Source organism: Pseudomonas sp. BN505 (genome assembly GCF_029873175.1).
Taxonomy (GTDB): domain Bacteria; phylum Pseudomonadota; class Gammaproteobacteria; order Pseudomonadales; family Pseudomonadaceae; genus Aquipseudomonas; species Aquipseudomonas putida.
Genome location: NZ_SSOI01000065.1, coordinates 106347 through 123085, shown reverse-complemented (window position 1 = coordinate 123085; position 16739 = coordinate 106347). Strand labels below are relative to the sequence as shown.

Sequence of the window (16739 nt, the reverse complement as noted above, 5' to 3'; positions counted from 1 at the left end):
TTGGGCTCCATTCACAATTAAACCGCTGAACGCCTATTGAGCGATGCTTGGCCTGGATCGGCTACTGGCAGAAGTGACAGGTGTGTCACCGGCCTAGGTATGCAAGGGCAGGTGTGAGTACGGTGCGGCAGACCTGGATACGCCGCAGGTAGCGATGCGGTAAGCTTGCTGCCATGAACCTCGACACCCGCATCAAATACCGCCACCTGCTGTGCTTCCTGGAGATTGCCCGGCAGGGCAGCCTGGCCAGGGCTGCCGACGTGCTCGCGATCAGCCAGCCGGCAATTTCCAAGACCCTCAAGGAACTCGAAGGCCTGCTGGAAGCGCGCCTGTTCGCGCGCAGCCGCCAAGGCGTCGAGCTGACCCCGGCCGGGGCGCGTTTCATGCGTTATGCCGGGCCCAGCGTGCAGGCCCTGCGCGATGGCGTCAGTAGCTTGCGCGGCGAAGCGCGGGCGCCGTCGCAGGTGCGCGTTGGCGTGCTGTCGACGGTCGAGGGCCTGCTCATGCCCGAGGTGCTGTGCCGCCTGCACCAGCGCCATGAAGCGCTGGTCATCAGTGTGGCCACGGGGGTCAGCGCGCAGCTGCTCGGCCAACTGCGTCTGGGTGAGCTGGAACTGGTGGTCGGGCGCATGACCGACAGCCCACAGATCCAGGGCCTTTCGTTCGAGCACCTGTACAGCGAGTCGATGAGCCTGGTGGTACGCCCGGGCCACCCGCTGCTGGCCGCCACGCCGGTCGAGCGCGCCAAGGTCGGGCGTTACCCGTTGGTGTTGCCGCCGGCGGGCACCACCATCCGCCAGCATGCCGACAGCCTGTTTGTGCAATGCGGCATCCAGATGCCGGCGCAGCGCCTGGAAACCCTGTCGTTGGCCCTGAGCCGGCGCTACCTGCTGGGCAGCGATGCGTTGTGGGTAGCGCCGCGCGACGCGGTGCTGCTCGACCTGCGCCGTGGTGAGCTGGTCGAGCTCGACCTGGGCGTGCGCGAGCCGGGCGGCTCGGTGGGGATCTGCCGCAATGCCGCCTTGCCGCAGAGCCTGCCTGGGCAGTGGGTGTGCGAGGTGTTGCGCGAGGTGGCAGGGGAGTACCGGGACGGCAACTACCCCTGAGTGCAGGCCTTTCAGAGTCCAGCGAAATAAATCCCCTGTAGAACCGGGCAAAAACGGCACAACCGGTCAATACTGGCCAGTGGCTGCAAGCCCAGCATGAATTACCGTTTAACTACTGAACTTCCTTACCAAAACCCGCTCCTATGCCGGTAGCCATTGGTCATGGCCGCCTGCTAAGCTCGCGGCTTTACCCTGATTGCCCTTATGGCGCATGAACAAGGAAATAGCATGAAACAGCATCGTTTGGCGGCTGCGGTTGCCCTGGTAGGCCTGGTACTGGCTGGCTGTGATCAACAAGCCAGCAGCCCCGAGCTGAAGACTCCGGCGCAGAAAGCCTCCTACGGTATCGGCCTGAACATGGGCAAGAGCCTGGCTCAGGAAGGCATGGAAGACCTTGATTCGAAATCGGTCGCCCTCGGTATCGAAGACGCCGTTGGCAAGAAAGAACAACGCATCAAGGACGAAGAGCTGGTAGAGGCGTTCACCGCCCTGCAGAAACGCGCCGAGGAGCGCCTGGCCAAGGCCAGCGAAGAAGCCGCCTCCGCCGGCAAGAAGTTCCTCGAAGAAAACGCCAAGAAGCCAGGCGTGGTCACCACTGCCTCGGGCCTGCAGTACGAAGTGGTCAAGAAAGCTGATGGCCCGCAGCCCAAGCCGACCGACGTGGTCACTGTCCACTACGAAGGCAAGCTGATCGATGGCAAGGTGTTCGACAGCTCTGTCGAGCGTGGCAGCCCGATCGACCTGCCGGTCAGCGGTGTGATCCCGGGTTGGGTCGAAGGCCTGCAGCTGATGCACGTTGGCGAGAAGTACAAGCTCTTCATCCCGGCTGAACTGGCCTACGGCGCACAAAGCCCAAGCCCGCTGATCCCGGCGAACTCGGTACTGGTGTTCGACCTGGAACTGATCGCCATCAAGGATCCGGCCCAGTTGCAGGGTGGCGAGCCGGAAGCCGAGGCTCCAGCTGAAGCGCCTGCTGAAGCACCTGCCAAGTAACACTGGTTGGTTCTTGCAAAACGCCCCGTCCTGACGGGGCGTTTTCGTTTGTGGCGATTGGACGAACCAGCAACAACTGATACTGTCCGAGGAAATGCAGCTAGTAGATGTAGGATGTTTCTGGCGCAAATCGTTTGCGACCAGGTACCCACGGCTTGAAACGGTTGTGTAAAAAACGCCCGATCTGACCGTGGGCCTTGCCTGGCAGGCACCTGGGCTCAGAAACGCGACCCTGTTCACAAGGTTATCCACAATAAATGTGGATAACCTGTTCCGCCTGGAGGCTCCATGAGCGCACCCTGGAATTTTGCCCGTTTCCTGCCCTTGGCCGAGCGCCTGCTCAGCCGTGGTCGGCTGCCGGCCCTGCTGTTTGCAGTGGCCCGCAAAGGCCCACGCATCGGCCGGTTGCGTGAGGACGTGAAACTGCTGCAGTCGCTGTGCCTGGCGTGGTGGCGTGGCGAATACCGCGCCATCAGCCCCAAGGCCCTGGTCACCATCGTGGCCGGCCTGTTGTATTTCGTCAGCCCCATCGATGCCATACCCGACTGGTTGCTGGGCGTGGGCTTTCTCGATGACATCGCGGTGCTGGGCTGGGTGCTGAAGACCGTGGCCGACGAACTGGCGCGCTTCAAGGTTTGGCGCGACAGCCAGGCACCCGAGCGGCTGCGCGTGGTCGAGCGCCTGCCGGCTACCCCGCAAGCGCTGGGGCTGGAGCGCAAAACGCAATGAAAACAGCCTGAACTGCACTCAACCGGACAGACCCCGGAGTTGGTAATATAATTGGCATAAGGGTTATGCCTACGGATTACATGCTGTAATCCTTTTTTAAGGGGTTTGTAATGGGTATTCAGGTCATTAGCCGGGACGGTCAACCCGAGTACGCCGTCGTTCCCTGGGAGCAGTACCAGGCACTGCTCAAGGCGGCGGGGCAGGCGCCTGCCGAGGCGGTCGTCAGCGAAGAGCCTGGCTCAGCTGCCGTGGCGCCATTGCCGGCGTTCAGCGAAGTGGCGCAGATTCGCCAGGCCAAAGGGATTGCCCCTGAGCAACTGGCGCGCAATGTCGGGGTGAGCCCGGCGTATCTGGCCATGATCGAGTCGGGCGAACGCCAGCCGGATGCTGCCATCCGCCGCGCCTTGGCCTGGCATCTGGGGGTGGCTGGCTGGAGCGAGCCATCATGAGCCAGGTCAGGATCAGCCGTCAGCACTGGGATAACCTGCTGGGCGAGCTTGACCTGGCCCGTCGTCAACGTCACTTGCTGACCTACCGAGCGCTGATTGAGCGTTTGCAACTGCCTAGCCCTGCCATGCAGACGCTGACCGCTGCGCTGGAGTACCTGGCGGTACTGGATGCCCGTGCCGAGCAGCCGTTGCGCAGCTCCTTGGTGATCAGCCAGGGCGCCAGCCGTTTGCCGCGTACCGGCTTCTTTGAATGTGTCGAACGGCTGGGGCGCTTTGCCGGGCCGGTCGATGGCATGGAGGCGGCGTCGTGGCATGCTTCCGAGGTGGTTCGGGTGTTCGAGTACAGCTACCCAGAAACAGCCTGATTGTCAGCATCAGCGCGCTTCCTCCTGCCGGTATACCACCGGCCTGTAGGAGCAGCCTTGTGCTGCTCCTACAGATACAGCCAAGGCTCAAGGCCTGTGGTGAACCTGTGGGAGCTGGCTTGCCGGCGATAGGGCCAGGGCAGGCAAACCATGCCGGTGGACCACCCCACAACCCCTGCCATCAGCATCCACCACCTGCAATGCCTCCAGATGCTGATGCCGCTCGAACAGCTCCAGCAACTGCCCAAGCGTCGCATTGAGACGCACCGTCGGCTGTCCAGCCAGTGGCGCGCTCATCGGCGTCGGTAAAGGCCTGCTTTCCCACACCCCCAGCTCTTGCGGCCGCCCCAGCAGGTAGCCTTGCACCAGATCCACACCCATATCGGTCAGCACCGCCAGCTCCTCCGCCAGCTCGATGCCCTCGGCAATCACCTGTGCCTTCGATGCCCTGGCAATCTGCAAGATCGAGCCAACGAACTCGCGCTTGAGCGGGTCGCGGTGGATGCCGTCGATGAAGTGGCGGTCAATCTTCACGTATTCGGGGCGCAGCTCCGACCACAGGCGCAAGCTCGAGTAACCCGCGCCCAGATCGTCGAGGGCAATCGAAAAGCCCATGTCGCGGTAGTGATGCAGGGCATTGGACAGCAGCTGGAAATCGTCGGTCGGGGTGTGCTCGGTCAGCTCGATCACCACCCGGCTGGGCGGCAGGCCGACCTGCTCCAGCAGCTTCAGGGTAAGGCCGGACGGGTAGTGTGGCTCCAGCAACGATTCGGGCGAGATGTTGAGAAACAGCTTGCCCTGCAGCTGTTGCTCGCTGAAGCGCCGGCAGGCGCTTTCCCGGCAGGCGGCTTCCAGCTCGGTCAGGCGGCCGGCCTGGCGGGCGATACTGAACAGGTTCAGCGGTGCATGCAGCGGGCTGTTGGACGGCCCGCGGCTCAGCGCTTCATGGGCGAAAACCCGTTGTTCGCTCAGGCAAATGATCGGCTGGAACAGACTGTGAATGCTGCGTTGAGCCAGGATGGCACTCAAGGCACTGAGCTGTTCGGCGACGGTCATGACGTATTCCTGAAAATGAAAGGGCCGGGCATCTGCATGCCCGGCCCCCGTATTTCACGACAGCGCGATGACTGTTTGATGACAGGTCACATTATTCTGCCATCACTGCCGCTGCGGCTTACTTCCTGGCCACCTTGGTGCTGGCGCTGAGGTAGTCGATCAGGATACGACCGGTTTCGGACAGGTAGGCGTCGTCCTCCGGCTTGGTGTTTTCATCTTCGACCGGCAACGCGTCTTCGTCCTCTTTCTTCAGCTCTTTGAGCGGCTCTTCACCCTTGGCCTTGCGGCGGATGTTTTCCAGCGCCAGCTGCTTGGCTTCGATTTCGTCGTGGCGTGCACGGCGATCCTGCTCGTTGAGGCTGACGGTTTTTTCGGTCATCAGCTTCTGCGTCAGGGCCAGGCGGTCGCGAATGTAGGTGAACTCGGCATCCTTGTCGCTGCGCGCTTCATGTTGCGCCTTGAGCATGGCCAGGTAAGGCTTGAACGGGTCGGCCGCCGGCTTGACGACCGGGCGAATGGTGTCCCAGGGCATGGCCTCGGGCAGGGCGCTCTCGCCAATTTCCTTGGTGTCGATGATCGACGGGTAGTCGATGTCCGGCAGCACGCCCTGATGTTGGGTGCTCTGCCCGGAAACCCTGTAGAACTTGGCCAGGGTCAGCTTCAGCTCGCCATGGTTGAGCGGCTGGATGGTCTGCACGGTGCCTTTGCCGAAGGTCTGGCCACCGATGATCAGCGCGCGGTGGTAGTCCTGCATGGCGCCGGCGAAGATCTCCGACGCCGAGGCCGACAGGCGGTTGACCAGTAGGGCCAGCGGGCCCTTGTAGAAGGCGCCCGGGTTTTCGTCTTCCAGCACGTCGACGCGGCCGTCGCTGTTGCGCACCAGTACGGTCGGGCCTTTCTCGATGAACAGGCTGGTCAGTTCGGTGGCTTCCTGCAGCGAGCCGCCGCCGTTGTTGCGCAGGTCGATGACCACGCCGTCGACTTTCTCCTTCTGCAGTTCGGTGAGCAGTTTCTTCACGTCACGCGTGGTGCTCTTGTACTCTGGGTCACCGGCGCGGTAGGCCTTGAAGTCGAGGTAGAAGGCCGGGATCTCGATGATGCCCAGCTTGTAGTCACGCCCGTCCTGCTTGAGCTTGAGCACCGACTTTTTCGCCGCCTGCTCTTCGAGTTTTACCGCTTCACGGGTGATCGACACGACCTTGCTGGTCTGATCGCTCGGCGCATTGCTGGCCGGGATGACTTCCAGGCGTACCACCGAGCCTTTCGGGCCACGGATCAGCTTGACCACTTCGTCCAGGCGCCAGCCGACCACGTCGACCATTTCCTTGTTGCCCTGGGCCACGCCGATGATCTTGTCGGCCGGGGCTACCTGCTTGGTCTTGGCTGCCGGGCCTGCCGGCACCAGGCGCACGATCTTGACCTGGTCGTTGTCGCTTTGCAGCACCGCGCCGATGCCTTCGAGCGACAGGCTCATGTTGATGTCGAAGTTTTCGGCGTTGTCCGGCGACAGGTAGTTGGTGTGCGGGTCGTAGGACTGGGCGAAGGTGTTGATGTAGGCCTGGAAGATATCCTCGGCGCGGGTCTGGTCCAGGCGCGCCAGCTGGTTCTTGTAGCGCTTGGTCAGGGTTTCCTGGATCTGCTTGGGTTCCTTGCCGGCGATCTTCTGGCGCAGCACTTCGTCCTTGACGCGTTTGCGCCACAGGTCGTCGAGCTCGGCCTGGTCCTTCATCCACGGGGCGTCCTTGCGGTCGATCAGCAAGGTTTCCTTGGCGGTGAAGTCGATCTTGTCCACGCCTTTGTTCAGCTCGGCCAGGGCGAAGTCCAGGCGCTGCTTGACGCGGTCCAGGTAGCGTTTGTAGATGGTGAAGCCCGGGTCCAGGTTACCGCTCTTGAGGAAATCGTCGAATTGCGTTTTCCACTTGTCGAATTCGGCAATGTCGGCAGCGGTGAAGTAGCTGCGCGCCGGGTCCAGCAGCTTGATGTAGCTGTCGTAGATGATGACCGAACGGGCATCGTCCAGAGGCGGCTTGCTGTAATGGTGGCGCTTGAGCAATTCCACCACGTTGAGGCTGGCTACGATCTCGTCGCGGTCCGGCTGCAGGCCGTCCCACTTGTTGGCGGCCGCTGCATTGCCGCCGAGCGCGAGGCTGCCCAGGCCGATCATTACAGCGAGGGCGGTGCTTGGGAGGAAATGCTTCATGCTGATTCGACGTGGAGGCAATTGATCACGCATAGTAGGCCGTCTTTTCCGTTGCCGGTTCCATGGAACCGGGCAAATACTGCAAAAAGCCTGGGGTGTGCGTTCCCCAGGCCCAGTCATGATTCAACTATGGAGGCACTGTGAAGGCATTGCAAGGCGTTGACGGACATGTGGAGTGGGTCGAGGCCGAACGCCCGGCCTGTGACGCGGGCCAAGTGCGCATTCGCGTGGCTGCTGCGGGCCTGAACCGCGCCGATCTGCTGCAGATGAAAGGTTTGTACCCGCCACCGCCGGGCGCCAGCCCGTACATGGGCCTGGAATGCGCCGGTGTGGTCGAGGAAGTGGGCGCCGGTGCCGACTGGCGCGTGGGCGACCGTGTGTGCGCACTGCTGGCCAGCGGTGCCATGGCCGAGGAAGTGGTGGTCGATGCCCGTCATGTACTGCCGGTGCCCGAAGGGCTCAGCCTGCATGAAGCGGCAGCGTTACCGGAGGTGTATGCCACCGCCTGGCTGAACATCTTCCAGCTAGGGGGTGTGAAGGCCGGTGAGAAGGTGCTGGTGCATGCTGGCGCCAGTGGCGTTGGTTCGGCTGCCATCCAGCTGTGCAAGGCATTCGGCAGCCCGGTGTGGGTCAGCGTCGGCTCGCCGGATCGCCTGGCCTATTGCGAGGCGCTGGGCGCTGCGGGGGGGGTGGTACGTAACGAGAACCTGGATGCACTGGAAGGTTTCGGGCCGTTCGACGTCATTCTCGACCCGGTGGGCGCCAGCTACGGTGAGCTCAACCTCAAGCTGCTGGCCCGTGACGGCCGTTGGGTGATCATCGGCCTGATGGGTGGGCGCAAGTTTGAGCTGGACCTGGCCCAGGTGCTGGGCAAGCGCCTTGAGATTACCGGCTCTACGCTGCGCAACCGTGACGACGGCTTCAAGGCCGAGCTGCTGCGCGAGCTGCAACAGCAGGTGTGGCCGCTGTTCGCCGAAGGGCGTTTGTCGCCGCAGCTGGTCGATACTTATCCTGTCGAGTTCGCTCAGGCGGCGTATGCCGAGCTTGAGACCAACCAGGTGTCGGGCAAGCTGGTAATGGTGATCGACCCAAGCCTGGTGTAAGCAGGCCCGGCCCCTTCGCGGGCACGCCCGCTCCCACAGGGACCCCACAATGTCCGAGCGTGTGGTGATACCTGTGGGAGCGGGCGTACCCGCGAAGAGGCCCACACAAATCCTCAGGACCAGCTAAGGATTGGCCAGCCATTGGTCTGGGCATGCTCGCGCAACACCGCATCCGGGTTCACCACATGCGGGTGATCCACCTTCAGCAACAGCGGCAGGTCATTGCGTGAATCGGAATAGAAACTCGCTCCCTCAAGGTTCTCCTGCTCCTGATCCAGCCATTCCAGCAGCCGGGTGATCTTGCCTTCGCGGTAGGTCAGTACCCCGTGAGTCTTGCCCGTATACACCCCGTTCACCGCCTCCAGCTCGATCGCCAGGTATTCATCCACCCCCAGGCGCGCCGCAATGGGCCCGACCAGGTGCGTCCCCGAAGCGGAAATGATCAGAATGCGGTCCCCACGCTGGCGGTGCTCGGCAATGCAGCGGCAGGCGTCGCCGTAGATGATGGGCTCGATCACGTCCTCGACCCACGGCTCAACCAGATGCTCGACCTCCTCCAGGGTACGCCCGGCGATCGGCTCCAGGCTGAAGGCCATGTAGTCCTCCATCTGCAGGTGGCCCTTGCCGTAGGCCTCCATCAGCTCACGGTCGCGGCGCAGGAAGTCCTTGCCGTCGACCCAGCCCAGCCGGGCCATCTGCTCGCTCCACAGCGACGCACAGTCCCCGTGGATCAGGGTTTCGTCCAGATCGAAAATTGCCAGTGCCATTGCGTTGAATCTCCTTAAGCCACTTCCCGCAGCGCTGTCGGGTCGATGGACAAGCTAACGCGTTTTCCGTCCGCGTGCAGGTCGGCTGGCGAGCGGTTGAGCACGTCGACCACCAGTTCCACCTCGCGCACGTTCACTCGGTAGCGAATTACATTGCCCAGCAGGCTGTGGCTGCGTACTTCTGCGTCCAGTTCGCCATTCACGCCCAGGGTGATCGACTCCGGGCGGATCGCCAGGCGGCTGGCCACCGGGCGTTGCAGCAGGCGGCTGGCGCTGTCGGCGTCGAGCAGGTTGTAGTTGCCGATAAAGCCGGCGGCAAACAGGTCCGCAGGCGCTGTGTAGAGGGTTTCGGCATCGCCGCTCTGCACGATACGCCCCTGGTTCATCAGGAAGATGCGGTCGGACAGGGTCAGCGCTTCTTCCTGGTCGTGGGTGACGAAGATGGTGGTCAGCCCAAGTTCACGCTGGATGGCACGAATCTGCTCGCGCAGGTGTTTGCGAATACGCGCATCCAGTGCCGACAATGGCTCGTCGAGCAGCAGCAGGCGAGGGCGGGTAACCAGCGAGCGGGCCAGGGCCACGCGCTGGCACTGGCCGCCAGACAGCTGGTGCGGGTAGCGCCCGGCAAAGTTGCCCAGCTCCACCAGCGCCAGCACCTCGCGCACCCGGGCCTGGCTTTCGTCGGCCTTGACCTTCTGCATGCGCAGGCCAAAAGCTACGTTCTGTTCCACAGTCATGTTGGGGAACAGCGCGTAGCTCTGGAACACCATGCCTATGCCACGCTTTTGCGGGCTGAGCGGCACGATGTCGTGGCCGTCGAGGAGTATCTGCCCGCTGTCTACCGGAGTAAGCCCGGCGATGCAGCGCAGCAGGGTGGACTTGCCGCAGCCGGACGGGCCTAGCAGGGTAACGAACTCGCCGCGTTCGATGTGGCAGTCGATGTTCTCGAATACCGGGCTGCCGGCGTAGCTTTTCTGCAGTTTCTGTACGCTGACGAAGCTCATGTCAGGTCTTGTCCTTGTTCAGGCGGTTGGCGACCCAGGTCAGTACCAGCACAAAGGCGAAGTACGAGATCACCAGTGCGCTGTTGAAGTGGCCGCTGCTGTTGCGCATGTTGTTCAGGTACACCTGCAGGGTCTCGTAGCGGGTGCCGACCAGCAGGTTGGCGAACACGAACTCGCCGAACAGGAACGAGAACGACAGCAGCAGCGCCACCATCAGGCCCTTGCGCAGGTTTGGCAGCACCACCAGCAGCGCGGCCTGCCAGGTGCTGGCGCCGAGCAACTGGGCGGCGTCCATCAGGTCGCGCAGGTTGATCGCCTGCAGGTTGTTGGTAATGGCCCGGTACATGAACGGCAGGGCGATGGTGAAGTAGCAGCCGATCAGGATCCAGGGCGTGCCGACCATGGCCATAGGCCCGCTGCCATACAGCTGCAGCAGCCCCACCGACGACACCACCGGCGGTACCGCGAACGGCAGCAGGATGAGGATGTTCATTAGCGCGTCGAGCTGCGGGAAGTGGTAGTGCACCACGAACAGTAGCGGCAGGATCAGCACCACCGACAGCAGCAGCGCGCCCAGGCACACCAGCAGCGACTGGCCGAAGGCGGCCAGGAAGCGCGGCTCGCTCCAGAGCGCCACGTACCATTTCAGGGTCAGGCCGCTGGGCAGCAGGCTGGCCGACCAGCTGGTGGCCAGCGAGTAGAGCAGGGTGCCGGCCAGTGGCAACAGCAGGATCAGGAACAGCAGGTAGACCACGATGCGGTGGTACCAGCCGCCGGAACGGGTGTCAGCGCGCATGGTAGCTCCGTTTCAGTAGCCATTGATGCACCACCGTGACCAGCGTCATCAGCCCCACCAGCACCATCGCCAGGGCGCTGGCCAGGTTGGGGTCGAGGCTGATGTCGCCGGCCACCAGGCCAGCGATGCGGATCGGCAGTACGTTGAAATTGCCGGTGGTCAACGCATACACGGTGGCGTAGGCGCCCAGGGCATTGGCCAGCAGGATGACGAACGTGCCCAGCAGTGCCGGGGTCAGCACCGGCAAGCCGATATGCCGCCAGTATTGCCAGTGATTGGCACCGAGCAGCGCGGCCGACTCGCGCCAGTCTTCACGCAGGGCGTCGAAGGCGGGGTAGAGCAGCAACACGCCCAGCGGGATCTGGAAGTAGGTATACACCAGGATCAGCCCGCTTTTGGAGTAGATGCTGAAGTCTTCCAGCAGGCCGATCTGCTTCAGCAGCAGCGTCAGCGCGCCGTTGAAACCGAGCAGGATGATGAAGGCGAAGGCCAGCGGCACTCCGGCAAAGTTGCTGGTCATGTTGGCGAAGGCGCTGACGAAGTCGCGCAGTTTCGAGTCCACCTGGCGCAGCGAATAAGCGCCAAGGGTGGCGATGACGATGCCGAACAGGCTCGACCAGAAGCTGATTTCCAGGCTGCGTTGCAGGGCCTGCAGGTAGAACTTCGAGCTGAATACCTTGCTGAAATTTTCGACGCCCCAGCCCGCTTCCGATTGCACGCTGTTGATCGCTACCCAAGCCAGCGGGGCAATCTGGAAGACGACAAAGAACACGGCAAACGGCAGCAGGCAGAGCAGGGCCAGGTAGCGGCCACGGGCGCCGCTGCGCTTGGGTGCAGTCACTTCAGCAGCTCCCGGCACACGGTCTTGTCGTGGGCAGCGCCAAGCAGCTCGCACATGGTGCCGCACAGCTCGGTCTGCAACGGCTTGGCCGCGGGGTCCAGGCTGAACGCGTCGCCGAAGACGAATAATGGCACTTCGCGCTCCTCGGCCAGCAAACCGTTGTGCGAGCGGTCGTTGTTCATGCCGTGGTCGGCGGTGACCAGCACCTGATAGCCCTCTTCGAGCCAACCGGGCAGGTAGTCGGCCAGCAGGATGTCGACGCTGCGGGCGGCGTTGCGGTACTGGCTGCTATCCAGGCCGTGGCGGTGGCCGATATCGTCGATGCTCATCGGGTGAACCAGCAGGAAGTTGGGGGCATGGCGGCGGCGCAGGTATTCGCCATCGGCCAGCAGGTGCGAATCGGGGTAACGGTCGTCCCAGTAGAACAGCCCGTGCTGGATCGGCAACTTTGGCGCGTGGGTGTGGCGGTCGCGCTGCGGGTCGAAAGGCGAGCGGTTGTACAGCTCACTCATCCAGTGATAGGCCGCCGCTGCGGTGCCCAGGTTGGCTTCGCGGGCGTAGTGAAACACGCTGCGCTGGTTGGACAGGCGGTTGACGTTGTTGTGCACGATGCCGCTGTCGATCGGCGGCACGCCGGTGAGGATGCATTCGTACAGCGGCCGTGACAGCGACGGCAGCTCGCATTCCACGCGGTACAGCGCGGCGCGGTCGGCCTCGACATAGGCATGCAGGTGGCCCATGGCGTGGTGGGCGACCTGATAGTTCAGGCCGTCTAGCAGGACCAGGATGACGTTGTGTTGCATGGTGGCTCCAGTCATAAACCGCGTTGGCTTCTTCGCGGGCATGCCCGCTCCCACAGGGTTTTGCACGGTGGTTGTGGGAGCGGGCGTGCCCGCGAAGGGGCCGGGTCAGGCACTAGGCAAGCTAGCCCTTTACTCCATCTCGATGATCACTTGCTCCTGCCACATCTGCGGCAGTTTCTTCGAGGTGGCTTCCCAGGCTTCGGCATTCTTGATCGGCTGGGCGGCACCGTACTGCTCGTTAGGCAGCAACTTGGCCTGCACATCTGCCGGCAGCTTCAGGTGCTCGGCACGGATCGGCCGGGCATGCCCCTTGGCCAGGTTGATCTGCCCGGCATCGCTGAAGATGTATTCACGGGTCAGTTTGGCCGCGTTGGGGTGCTTGGCGTACTTGTTGATGACCGTGGTATAGCCGGAGATCACCGAGCCATCCGACGGGATCAGCACTTCAAAGCGCTTGGGGTCGATCTGTTCACGGTAGCTCAGGCCGTTGAAATCCCACACCACGCCGACTTCCACCTCGCCTTTCTCCAGGGTCTGGATGGTCGGGTTGGCCAGCGACAGGCGCTTATCCTTGGCCAGTTTGGTGAACAGTTGCAGGCCCGGCGCCACGTTGCTTTCGTCGCCTTTGTAGGCGATGGCGGCGGCGAGCACCCCGTTGGCGGCCTGGGCGGCAGTGCCGACGTCGCCGATGGCGACCTTGTACTTGCCTTTTTCCAGGTCATGCCAGGTTTTCGGCCGTTCCTCTTCCTTGACCAGGTCCTTGTTGATGATGAAGGCGATGGTACCGGTATAGGCCAGCGCCCAGTGGCCGTCCTTGTCCTTGGCCCACTCCGGCACCTGGTCCCAGGTGCTTGGTTTGTACGGCTGGCTCACGCCCTTGGTCACGGCGATGGGGCCGAAGGCGGCACCCACGTCACCGATGTCGGCGCTGGCGTTGTCCTTCTCGGCTTCGAACTTGGCGATTTCCTGGGCCGAGCTCATGTCGGTGTCGCTGTGCTTGAGGCCGTACTTGCTGGCCAGGTCTTCCCAGGTGCCTTTCCAGTTGGCCCAGGCATCGGGCATGCCCACGCTGTTGACGGTGCCTTCCTTGCGGGCGGCATCTTCCAGGGCCTTGAGGTCCTCGGCCATGGCCGAGGTACAGAACGCGATGGCCGAACCGAGCAGTGACGCCATGAACAACTTTTTCATCCGTAGCTCCTTGGGTGGGTGCCTTTAACCGATCGTTGTTATGAGTGAAGCCGTTGCCTGGAACCTTTGGTCTAGGTCAGCAAACCTTGAGCCAAGGTAGGCCGCTTGCGTGACAATTTGATGTAGGGAGGGGGCCGTGCAGGTGGCTATGGGCCCCTGGCAATACAGCGTAGACCATGGTTAACCCCCGGTTTTGCGGGGCTGGCCCGATTCTGGCAGTGCCTTCTCGGCAGCCTTGTCACAGGATGTTCATCAGCCCTGCCTAGGCTTGCACTAATCTCCAAGTGCCCTGTTCTGGGGCTGGACTAGTCCAGATAGGTAACCTTTGATGCAGCCGATGCCACCGCGTGCGGTAACAGCCATCTGCCATGCCTTGCAGGAGCAGATAGAGCACGGCCTGCTGGCGCCGGGCGGCAAGCTGCCGGCCGAGCGCAAGCTTAGCGAGGTGTTCGACACCACGCGCATCACCCTGCGCGAGGCGCTGGCGCAGCTGGAGGCCCGAGGCCTGATCTACCGCGAAGAGCGCCGCGGCTGGTTCGTCGCGCCCCAGCGGCTGACCTACGACCTGATCGAGCGCAGTCACTTCCATGCCATGGTGCGTGACCAGGGGCGTGTGGCCACTACCGAACTGCTCTCGGCACGGCTGCAACCGGCCTCGGCGGCCATCTGTGCGCGCTTGCAGTTACCGGCGTTGTCCAGTGTGGTGCGTATCTGCCGGTTACGGCGGATTGACGGGCGGGCGGTGCTGTATGCCGAGCATTACCTCAACCCCCGGTACTTTCCGGACATACTCGAACACGACCTGGCGGAGTCGCTGACCGAGATTTATGGACGGGTGTATGGCATCCGGTATGGGCAGGTGTGCTTCGAAATCCTGCCGACGGCGTTGCCGGTGGAGGCCGCGGCGGCATTGAAGGTGTCGGTGGGCAGCCCGGGGTTGCACATCACCCGGGTCAACAGCGACCAGCATGGGCACCTGATCGACTGCGACCTGGAGTATTGGCGGCACGATGCCATCCGCATCCGTGCACAGGCCGGTTGATCCTCGATTCTGGGGCTGCTTTGCAGCCCATCGCCGGCAAGCCAGTTACCACCTTGATTGCATTGGCTTCAGGCCCTGTGCAGTACCTGCGGGAGCTGGCTTGCTGTCGACAGGGACCTAACTGGAGGAACCGGATTCCGCTATACCACCTCCACCAGCAGTCACCACCTGTACCGACAACCGCGGCGTTGCCAGGTCCAGGCCTGCTTCATCAAGTTGCCGCTTCAATGCCAGGTTGAACGCCCGCGACACTTCCCACTGCTTGATCGGCGCGGTCTTGAACCGGGCCCGCAAGATCGCCGACCCCGACTCGAAACTCTCCACCCCCTGCAGCTCCAGCGGTGACCAGATGTTGCGGCGCATCAATGGGTCATTACGCAGCTTCTGCCCCACCTCGCGAACCAGCGTGATCGCCTGGTCGATGTTCATGTTGTGCGGGACGGCCACACGGAAGATGGCGTAGCCGAACTCCCGCGAGTAGTTCTTGATGCTCTTGATCTCGCTGAACGGGATGGTGTGCACGATGCCGTCGATGTCCCGCAGGCGTACGGTACGGATGGTCAGCCCCTCCACCGTGCCCAGGTGCCCGCCCACATCCACGTAGTCGTCGATGGCCAGCGAGTCTTCGATGATGATGAACAACCCGGTGATCAGGTCGGCCACCAGCGATTGCGCGCCAAAGCCGATGGCCAGGCCGATCACACCGGCACCGGCCAGCAGCGGGGTGACGTTCATGCCCATGTTGGCCAGGGCGACGATCACCGCAATGATGAAGATCACCACGAACAGCACGTTGCGGATCAACGGCATCATGGTTTGTGCGCGGGCGTTGGCCAGGCCCCGGCGCGAGCGCACCAGGGCGTGGTGCACGGCGGTGTCGGCAAGGATCCACACCAGCCAGGCGACGATCAGCGTGCCGGCCAGGCCCATCAGGCGCAGGCTGACTTCGTGGCCGTCGCCCTCGGCGAAGCTGATCATCGACAGGCCCCACACCCGCAGGCCCAGTTCGATGAACACCAGCCAGATGAACAGGTGCACCAGCAGGTAGCCGAAGTTGCGCAGGCGTTCGGCGTACACGGCCTGCCGCTTGTTGGCGCGTTTGGGGTTGGCGGCGTGGCGGCGTACCAGCCCGTTGAGCACCATGCACACCACCACCAGCACGGTACACATCAGCGACTGACGCAGGGCGGTGCTGGTGTCGCCGGCCGAGACGAAGGTGGCGAACAGCGAAATGGCCACCAGGATCAACGCCGGGATGAACCAGAAGCTGCCGAGGATCTCGATGGTGTCGCTGAGGGTGCGGCGGGTCAGGCGTCGCGCCAGCGGCTGGTTGCGGATCAGGTGGGCGATCGGGCGGCGGAAGCGCAGAATGAACAGCCCGGTGCACAGCGCGGCGATGACGTTGGCCAGGGTCGCCAAGGCATGGGCCAGGTGGGTCCCCAGTGCGACCAGCATGCGCGGGTCGCTCATGGCCTCGCCAAACGCTGCGAAGCTGCCGATCAGCCACAGCGGGCGGAATGCCTGGTGCCGCAAAATGTGCAGGGCGCGGTGGCGGTGCGGGCCGTCGAGCAGCGAGAAGGCGATTACGCAGATGGCCGAGAAGCAGGTGCCGACGACCAGCGCGTAGGCCAGCACCATGGCCAGCGACTTACCCAGCGACGGCGGCAGCACAAAGCTCAGGTACACGGTGAACACCAGCGCCACCAACCACGGGCCAAGCTTGCGCAGGGCAAAGCGCACCAGGTCCCAGGTACGCGGGTGTTGGGGCAGTTCTTCGCTCAGGCCAAAGCGCATGCGTATCCGGTGGCCGACCCAGTTGAAGGCGTACGCCAGCACGCTCCACACGGCAATGACGGCGGCAAAGCCGAACAGGATCGCCGGCCACTGGTGCACCGGCACCACCAGTTCGGTCAGTTCGGCCTGGGCTTGTTCGATTTCCGTAGACCAGCGGTGGAAAGGGCTGGCCTCGCCGCTGAACTGTTTTTCGAAGTCGTGCAGGGCGCCGCCGATCAGGCCGAGCACACCCTGTTCCACGCTGGGTTGTGATTGCTTGGTGGCGTCGCGCAGCTTTTTCAGGTCGGCCAGCAGCTTGGCCCGCTGCTGGTCGTTTTCCAGGTTCTTGATCACTTCGTCCAGCGACTTGCCCAGTGGCTCGGTGGCCTCCGGTTGCGCGGGCGCACTGCCGCCCAGCAGGCCGGGCAGGCCCGCTGCCTGTACCGGAGTGATGAACAGCAGCAAGAGAAGGAACAGGTAACGCAGGAGGGCAGGCACGGGTAAATCTACCTCAGGTCAAACGA

16 protein-coding genes are annotated in these 16739 nt (G+C 63.2%); 7 read left to right on the top strand and 9 right to left on the bottom strand.

All coding sequences use genetic code 11. From position 1 onward, the window contains the following. The first annotated feature begins 173 nt into the window (after nucleotides 1-173). From pcaQ to E8E78_RS21100, 5 genes are all read left to right on the top strand, one after another. A complete protein-coding gene (gene pcaQ, locus E8E78_RS21120) occupies nucleotides 174-1106 on the top strand; it encodes a pca operon transcription factor PcaQ (RefSeq protein WP_016501068.1) in 933 nt (310 codons plus the stop codon). Nucleotides 1107-1334: 228 nt separating this feature from the next. Further along, the gene (locus E8E78_RS21115; RefSeq protein WP_016501067.1) at nucleotides 1335-2099 is read left to right on the top strand and encodes an FKBP-type peptidyl-prolyl cis-trans isomerase; all 765 of its coding nucleotides are present in this window, start codon (nucleotides 1335-1337) and stop codon (nucleotides 2097-2099) included. Between the two features lie 288 nt (nucleotides 2100-2387). Beyond that, nucleotides 2388-2828 (top strand): YkvA family protein, encoded by a 441-nt coding sequence (locus E8E78_RS21110; protein ID WP_059395329.1) that lies wholly within the window; start codon nucleotides 2388-2390, stop codon nucleotides 2826-2828. Nucleotides 2829-2938: 110 nt separating this feature from the next. Continuing rightward, entirely contained in the window at nucleotides 2939-3277 is a 339-nt protein-coding gene (locus E8E78_RS21105; RefSeq protein ID WP_016501065.1) for a helix-turn-helix transcriptional regulator, read from the top strand. Further along, nucleotides 3274-3642, top strand: coding sequence for a hypothetical protein (locus E8E78_RS21100; protein WP_016501064.1), 369 nt, complete (start codon nucleotides 3274-3276; stop codon nucleotides 3640-3642). Before E8E78_RS21105 ends, E8E78_RS21100 begins: the two co-directional genes overlap by 4 nt. Before the next feature lie 87 nt (nucleotides 3643-3729). Here the strand turns inward: E8E78_RS21100 and E8E78_RS21095 are convergent, their stop codons facing one another. Continuing rightward, nucleotides 3730-4698 (bottom strand): EAL domain-containing protein, encoded by a 969-nt coding sequence (locus E8E78_RS21095; RefSeq protein ID WP_059395328.1) that lies wholly within the window; start codon nucleotides 4696-4698, stop codon nucleotides 3730-3732. A 118-nt stretch (nucleotides 4699-4816) separates the two neighbouring features. Beyond that, entirely contained in the window at nucleotides 4817-6898 is a 2082-nt protein-coding gene (locus tag E8E78_RS21090) for a carboxy terminal-processing peptidase (protein ID WP_196304834.1), read from the bottom strand. Between the two features lie 140 nt (nucleotides 6899-7038). Between E8E78_RS21090 and E8E78_RS21085 the strand changes: the two genes are divergently transcribed. After that, entirely contained in the window at nucleotides 7039-8001 is a 963-nt protein-coding gene (locus tag E8E78_RS21085) for an NAD(P)H-quinone oxidoreductase (RefSeq protein ID WP_016485313.1), read from the top strand. Between the two features lie 113 nt (nucleotides 8002-8114). Here the strand turns inward: E8E78_RS21085 and E8E78_RS21080 are convergent, their stop codons facing one another. From E8E78_RS21080 to E8E78_RS21055, 6 genes are all read right to left on the bottom strand, one after another. Then, a complete protein-coding gene (locus E8E78_RS21080) occupies nucleotides 8115-8768 on the bottom strand; it encodes an HAD family hydrolase (protein WP_059395326.1) in 654 nt (217 codons plus the stop codon). 14 nt (nucleotides 8769-8782) lie between these two features. After that, the gene (locus E8E78_RS21075) at nucleotides 8783-9772 is read right to left on the bottom strand and encodes an ABC transporter ATP-binding protein (RefSeq protein ID WP_059395325.1); all 990 of its coding nucleotides are present in this window, start codon (nucleotides 9770-9772) and stop codon (nucleotides 8783-8785) included. 1 nt (nucleotide 9773) lies between these two features. Then, on the bottom strand, nucleotides 9774-10568 hold the full coding sequence (locus E8E78_RS21070) for an ABC transporter permease (protein WP_061203663.1): 795 nt from the start codon (nucleotides 10566-10568) through the stop codon (nucleotides 9774-9776). After that, on the bottom strand, nucleotides 10558-11409 hold the full coding sequence (locus E8E78_RS21065) for an ABC transporter permease subunit (protein WP_061203664.1): 852 nt from the start codon (nucleotides 11407-11409) through the stop codon (nucleotides 10558-10560). The genes E8E78_RS21070 and E8E78_RS21065 overlap by 11 nt, the downstream gene beginning before the upstream one ends. Continuing rightward, nucleotides 11406-12212 (bottom strand): alkaline phosphatase family protein, encoded by an 807-nt coding sequence (locus E8E78_RS21060; RefSeq protein ID WP_016501056.1) that lies wholly within the window; start codon nucleotides 12210-12212, stop codon nucleotides 11406-11408. Before E8E78_RS21060 ends, E8E78_RS21065 begins: the two co-directional genes overlap by 4 nt. Before the next feature lie 129 nt (nucleotides 12213-12341). Continuing rightward, nucleotides 12342-13400 carry an extracellular solute-binding protein gene (locus tag E8E78_RS21055; RefSeq protein ID WP_016501055.1) on the bottom strand — a complete coding sequence of 353 codons (1059 nt, stop codon included), beginning with the start codon at nucleotides 13398-13400 and terminating at the stop codon, nucleotides 12342-12344. A 328-nt stretch (nucleotides 13401-13728) separates the two neighbouring features. On the opposite strand from E8E78_RS21055, the gene E8E78_RS21050 reads away from it, so the two are divergent. Continuing rightward, nucleotides 13729-14442: a UTRA domain-containing protein gene (locus E8E78_RS21050; RefSeq protein WP_232893659.1), complete on the top strand. Its 714-nt coding sequence runs from the start codon at nucleotides 13729-13731 to the stop codon at nucleotides 14440-14442. Nucleotides 14443-14559: 117 nt separating this feature from the next. Here the strand turns inward: E8E78_RS21050 and E8E78_RS21045 are convergent, their stop codons facing one another. After that, a complete protein-coding gene (locus E8E78_RS21045) occupies nucleotides 14560-16713 on the bottom strand; it encodes a mechanosensitive ion channel family protein (protein ID WP_280314998.1) in 2154 nt (717 codons plus the stop codon). Nucleotides 16714-16739 lie beyond the last annotated feature (26 nt).

Bases quoted from the DNA above. Each gene is read 5' to 3' on its own strand.
- pcaQ (WP_016501068.1), top strand. From the start codon at position 174: ATGAACCTCGACACCCGCATCAAATACCGCCACCTGCTGTGCTTCCTG.
- E8E78_RS21115 (WP_016501067.1), top strand. From the start codon at position 1,335: ATGAAACAGCATCGTTTGGCGGCTGCGGTTGCCCTGGTAGGCCTGGTA.
- E8E78_RS21110 (WP_059395329.1), top strand. From the start codon at position 2,388: ATGAGCGCACCCTGGAATTTTGCCCGTTTCCTGCCCTTGGCCGAGCGC.
- E8E78_RS21105 (WP_016501065.1), top strand. From the start codon at position 2,939: ATGGGTATTCAGGTCATTAGCCGGGACGGTCAACCCGAGTACGCCGTC.
- E8E78_RS21100 (WP_016501064.1), top strand. From the start codon at position 3,274: ATGAGCCAGGTCAGGATCAGCCGTCAGCACTGGGATAACCTGCTGGGC.
- E8E78_RS21095 (WP_059395328.1), bottom strand. From the start codon at position 4,698: ATGACCGTCGCCGAACAGCTCAGTGCCTTGAGTGCCATCCTGGCTCAA.
- E8E78_RS21090 (WP_196304834.1), bottom strand. From the start codon at position 6,898: ATGAAGCATTTCCTCCCAAGCACCGCCCTCGCTGTAATGATCGGCCTG.
- E8E78_RS21080 (WP_059395326.1), bottom strand. From the start codon at position 8,768: ATGGCACTGGCAATTTTCGATCTGGACGAAACCCTGATCCACGGGGAC.
- E8E78_RS21075 (WP_059395325.1), bottom strand. From the start codon at position 9,772: ATGAGCTTCGTCAGCGTACAGAAACTGCAGAAAAGCTACGCCGGCAGC.
- E8E78_RS21070 (WP_061203663.1), bottom strand. From the start codon at position 10,568: ATGCGCGCTGACACCCGTTCCGGCGGCTGGTACCACCGCATCGTGGTC.
- E8E78_RS21060 (WP_016501056.1), bottom strand. From the start codon at position 12,212: ATGCAACACAACGTCATCCTGGTCCTGCTAGACGGCCTGAACTATCAG.
- E8E78_RS21055 (WP_016501055.1), bottom strand. From the start codon at position 13,400: ATGAAAAAGTTGTTCATGGCGTCACTGCTCGGTTCGGCCATCGCGTTC.
- E8E78_RS21050 (WP_232893659.1), top strand. From the start codon at position 13,729: ATGCAGCCGATGCCACCGCGTGCGGTAACAGCCATCTGCCATGCCTTG.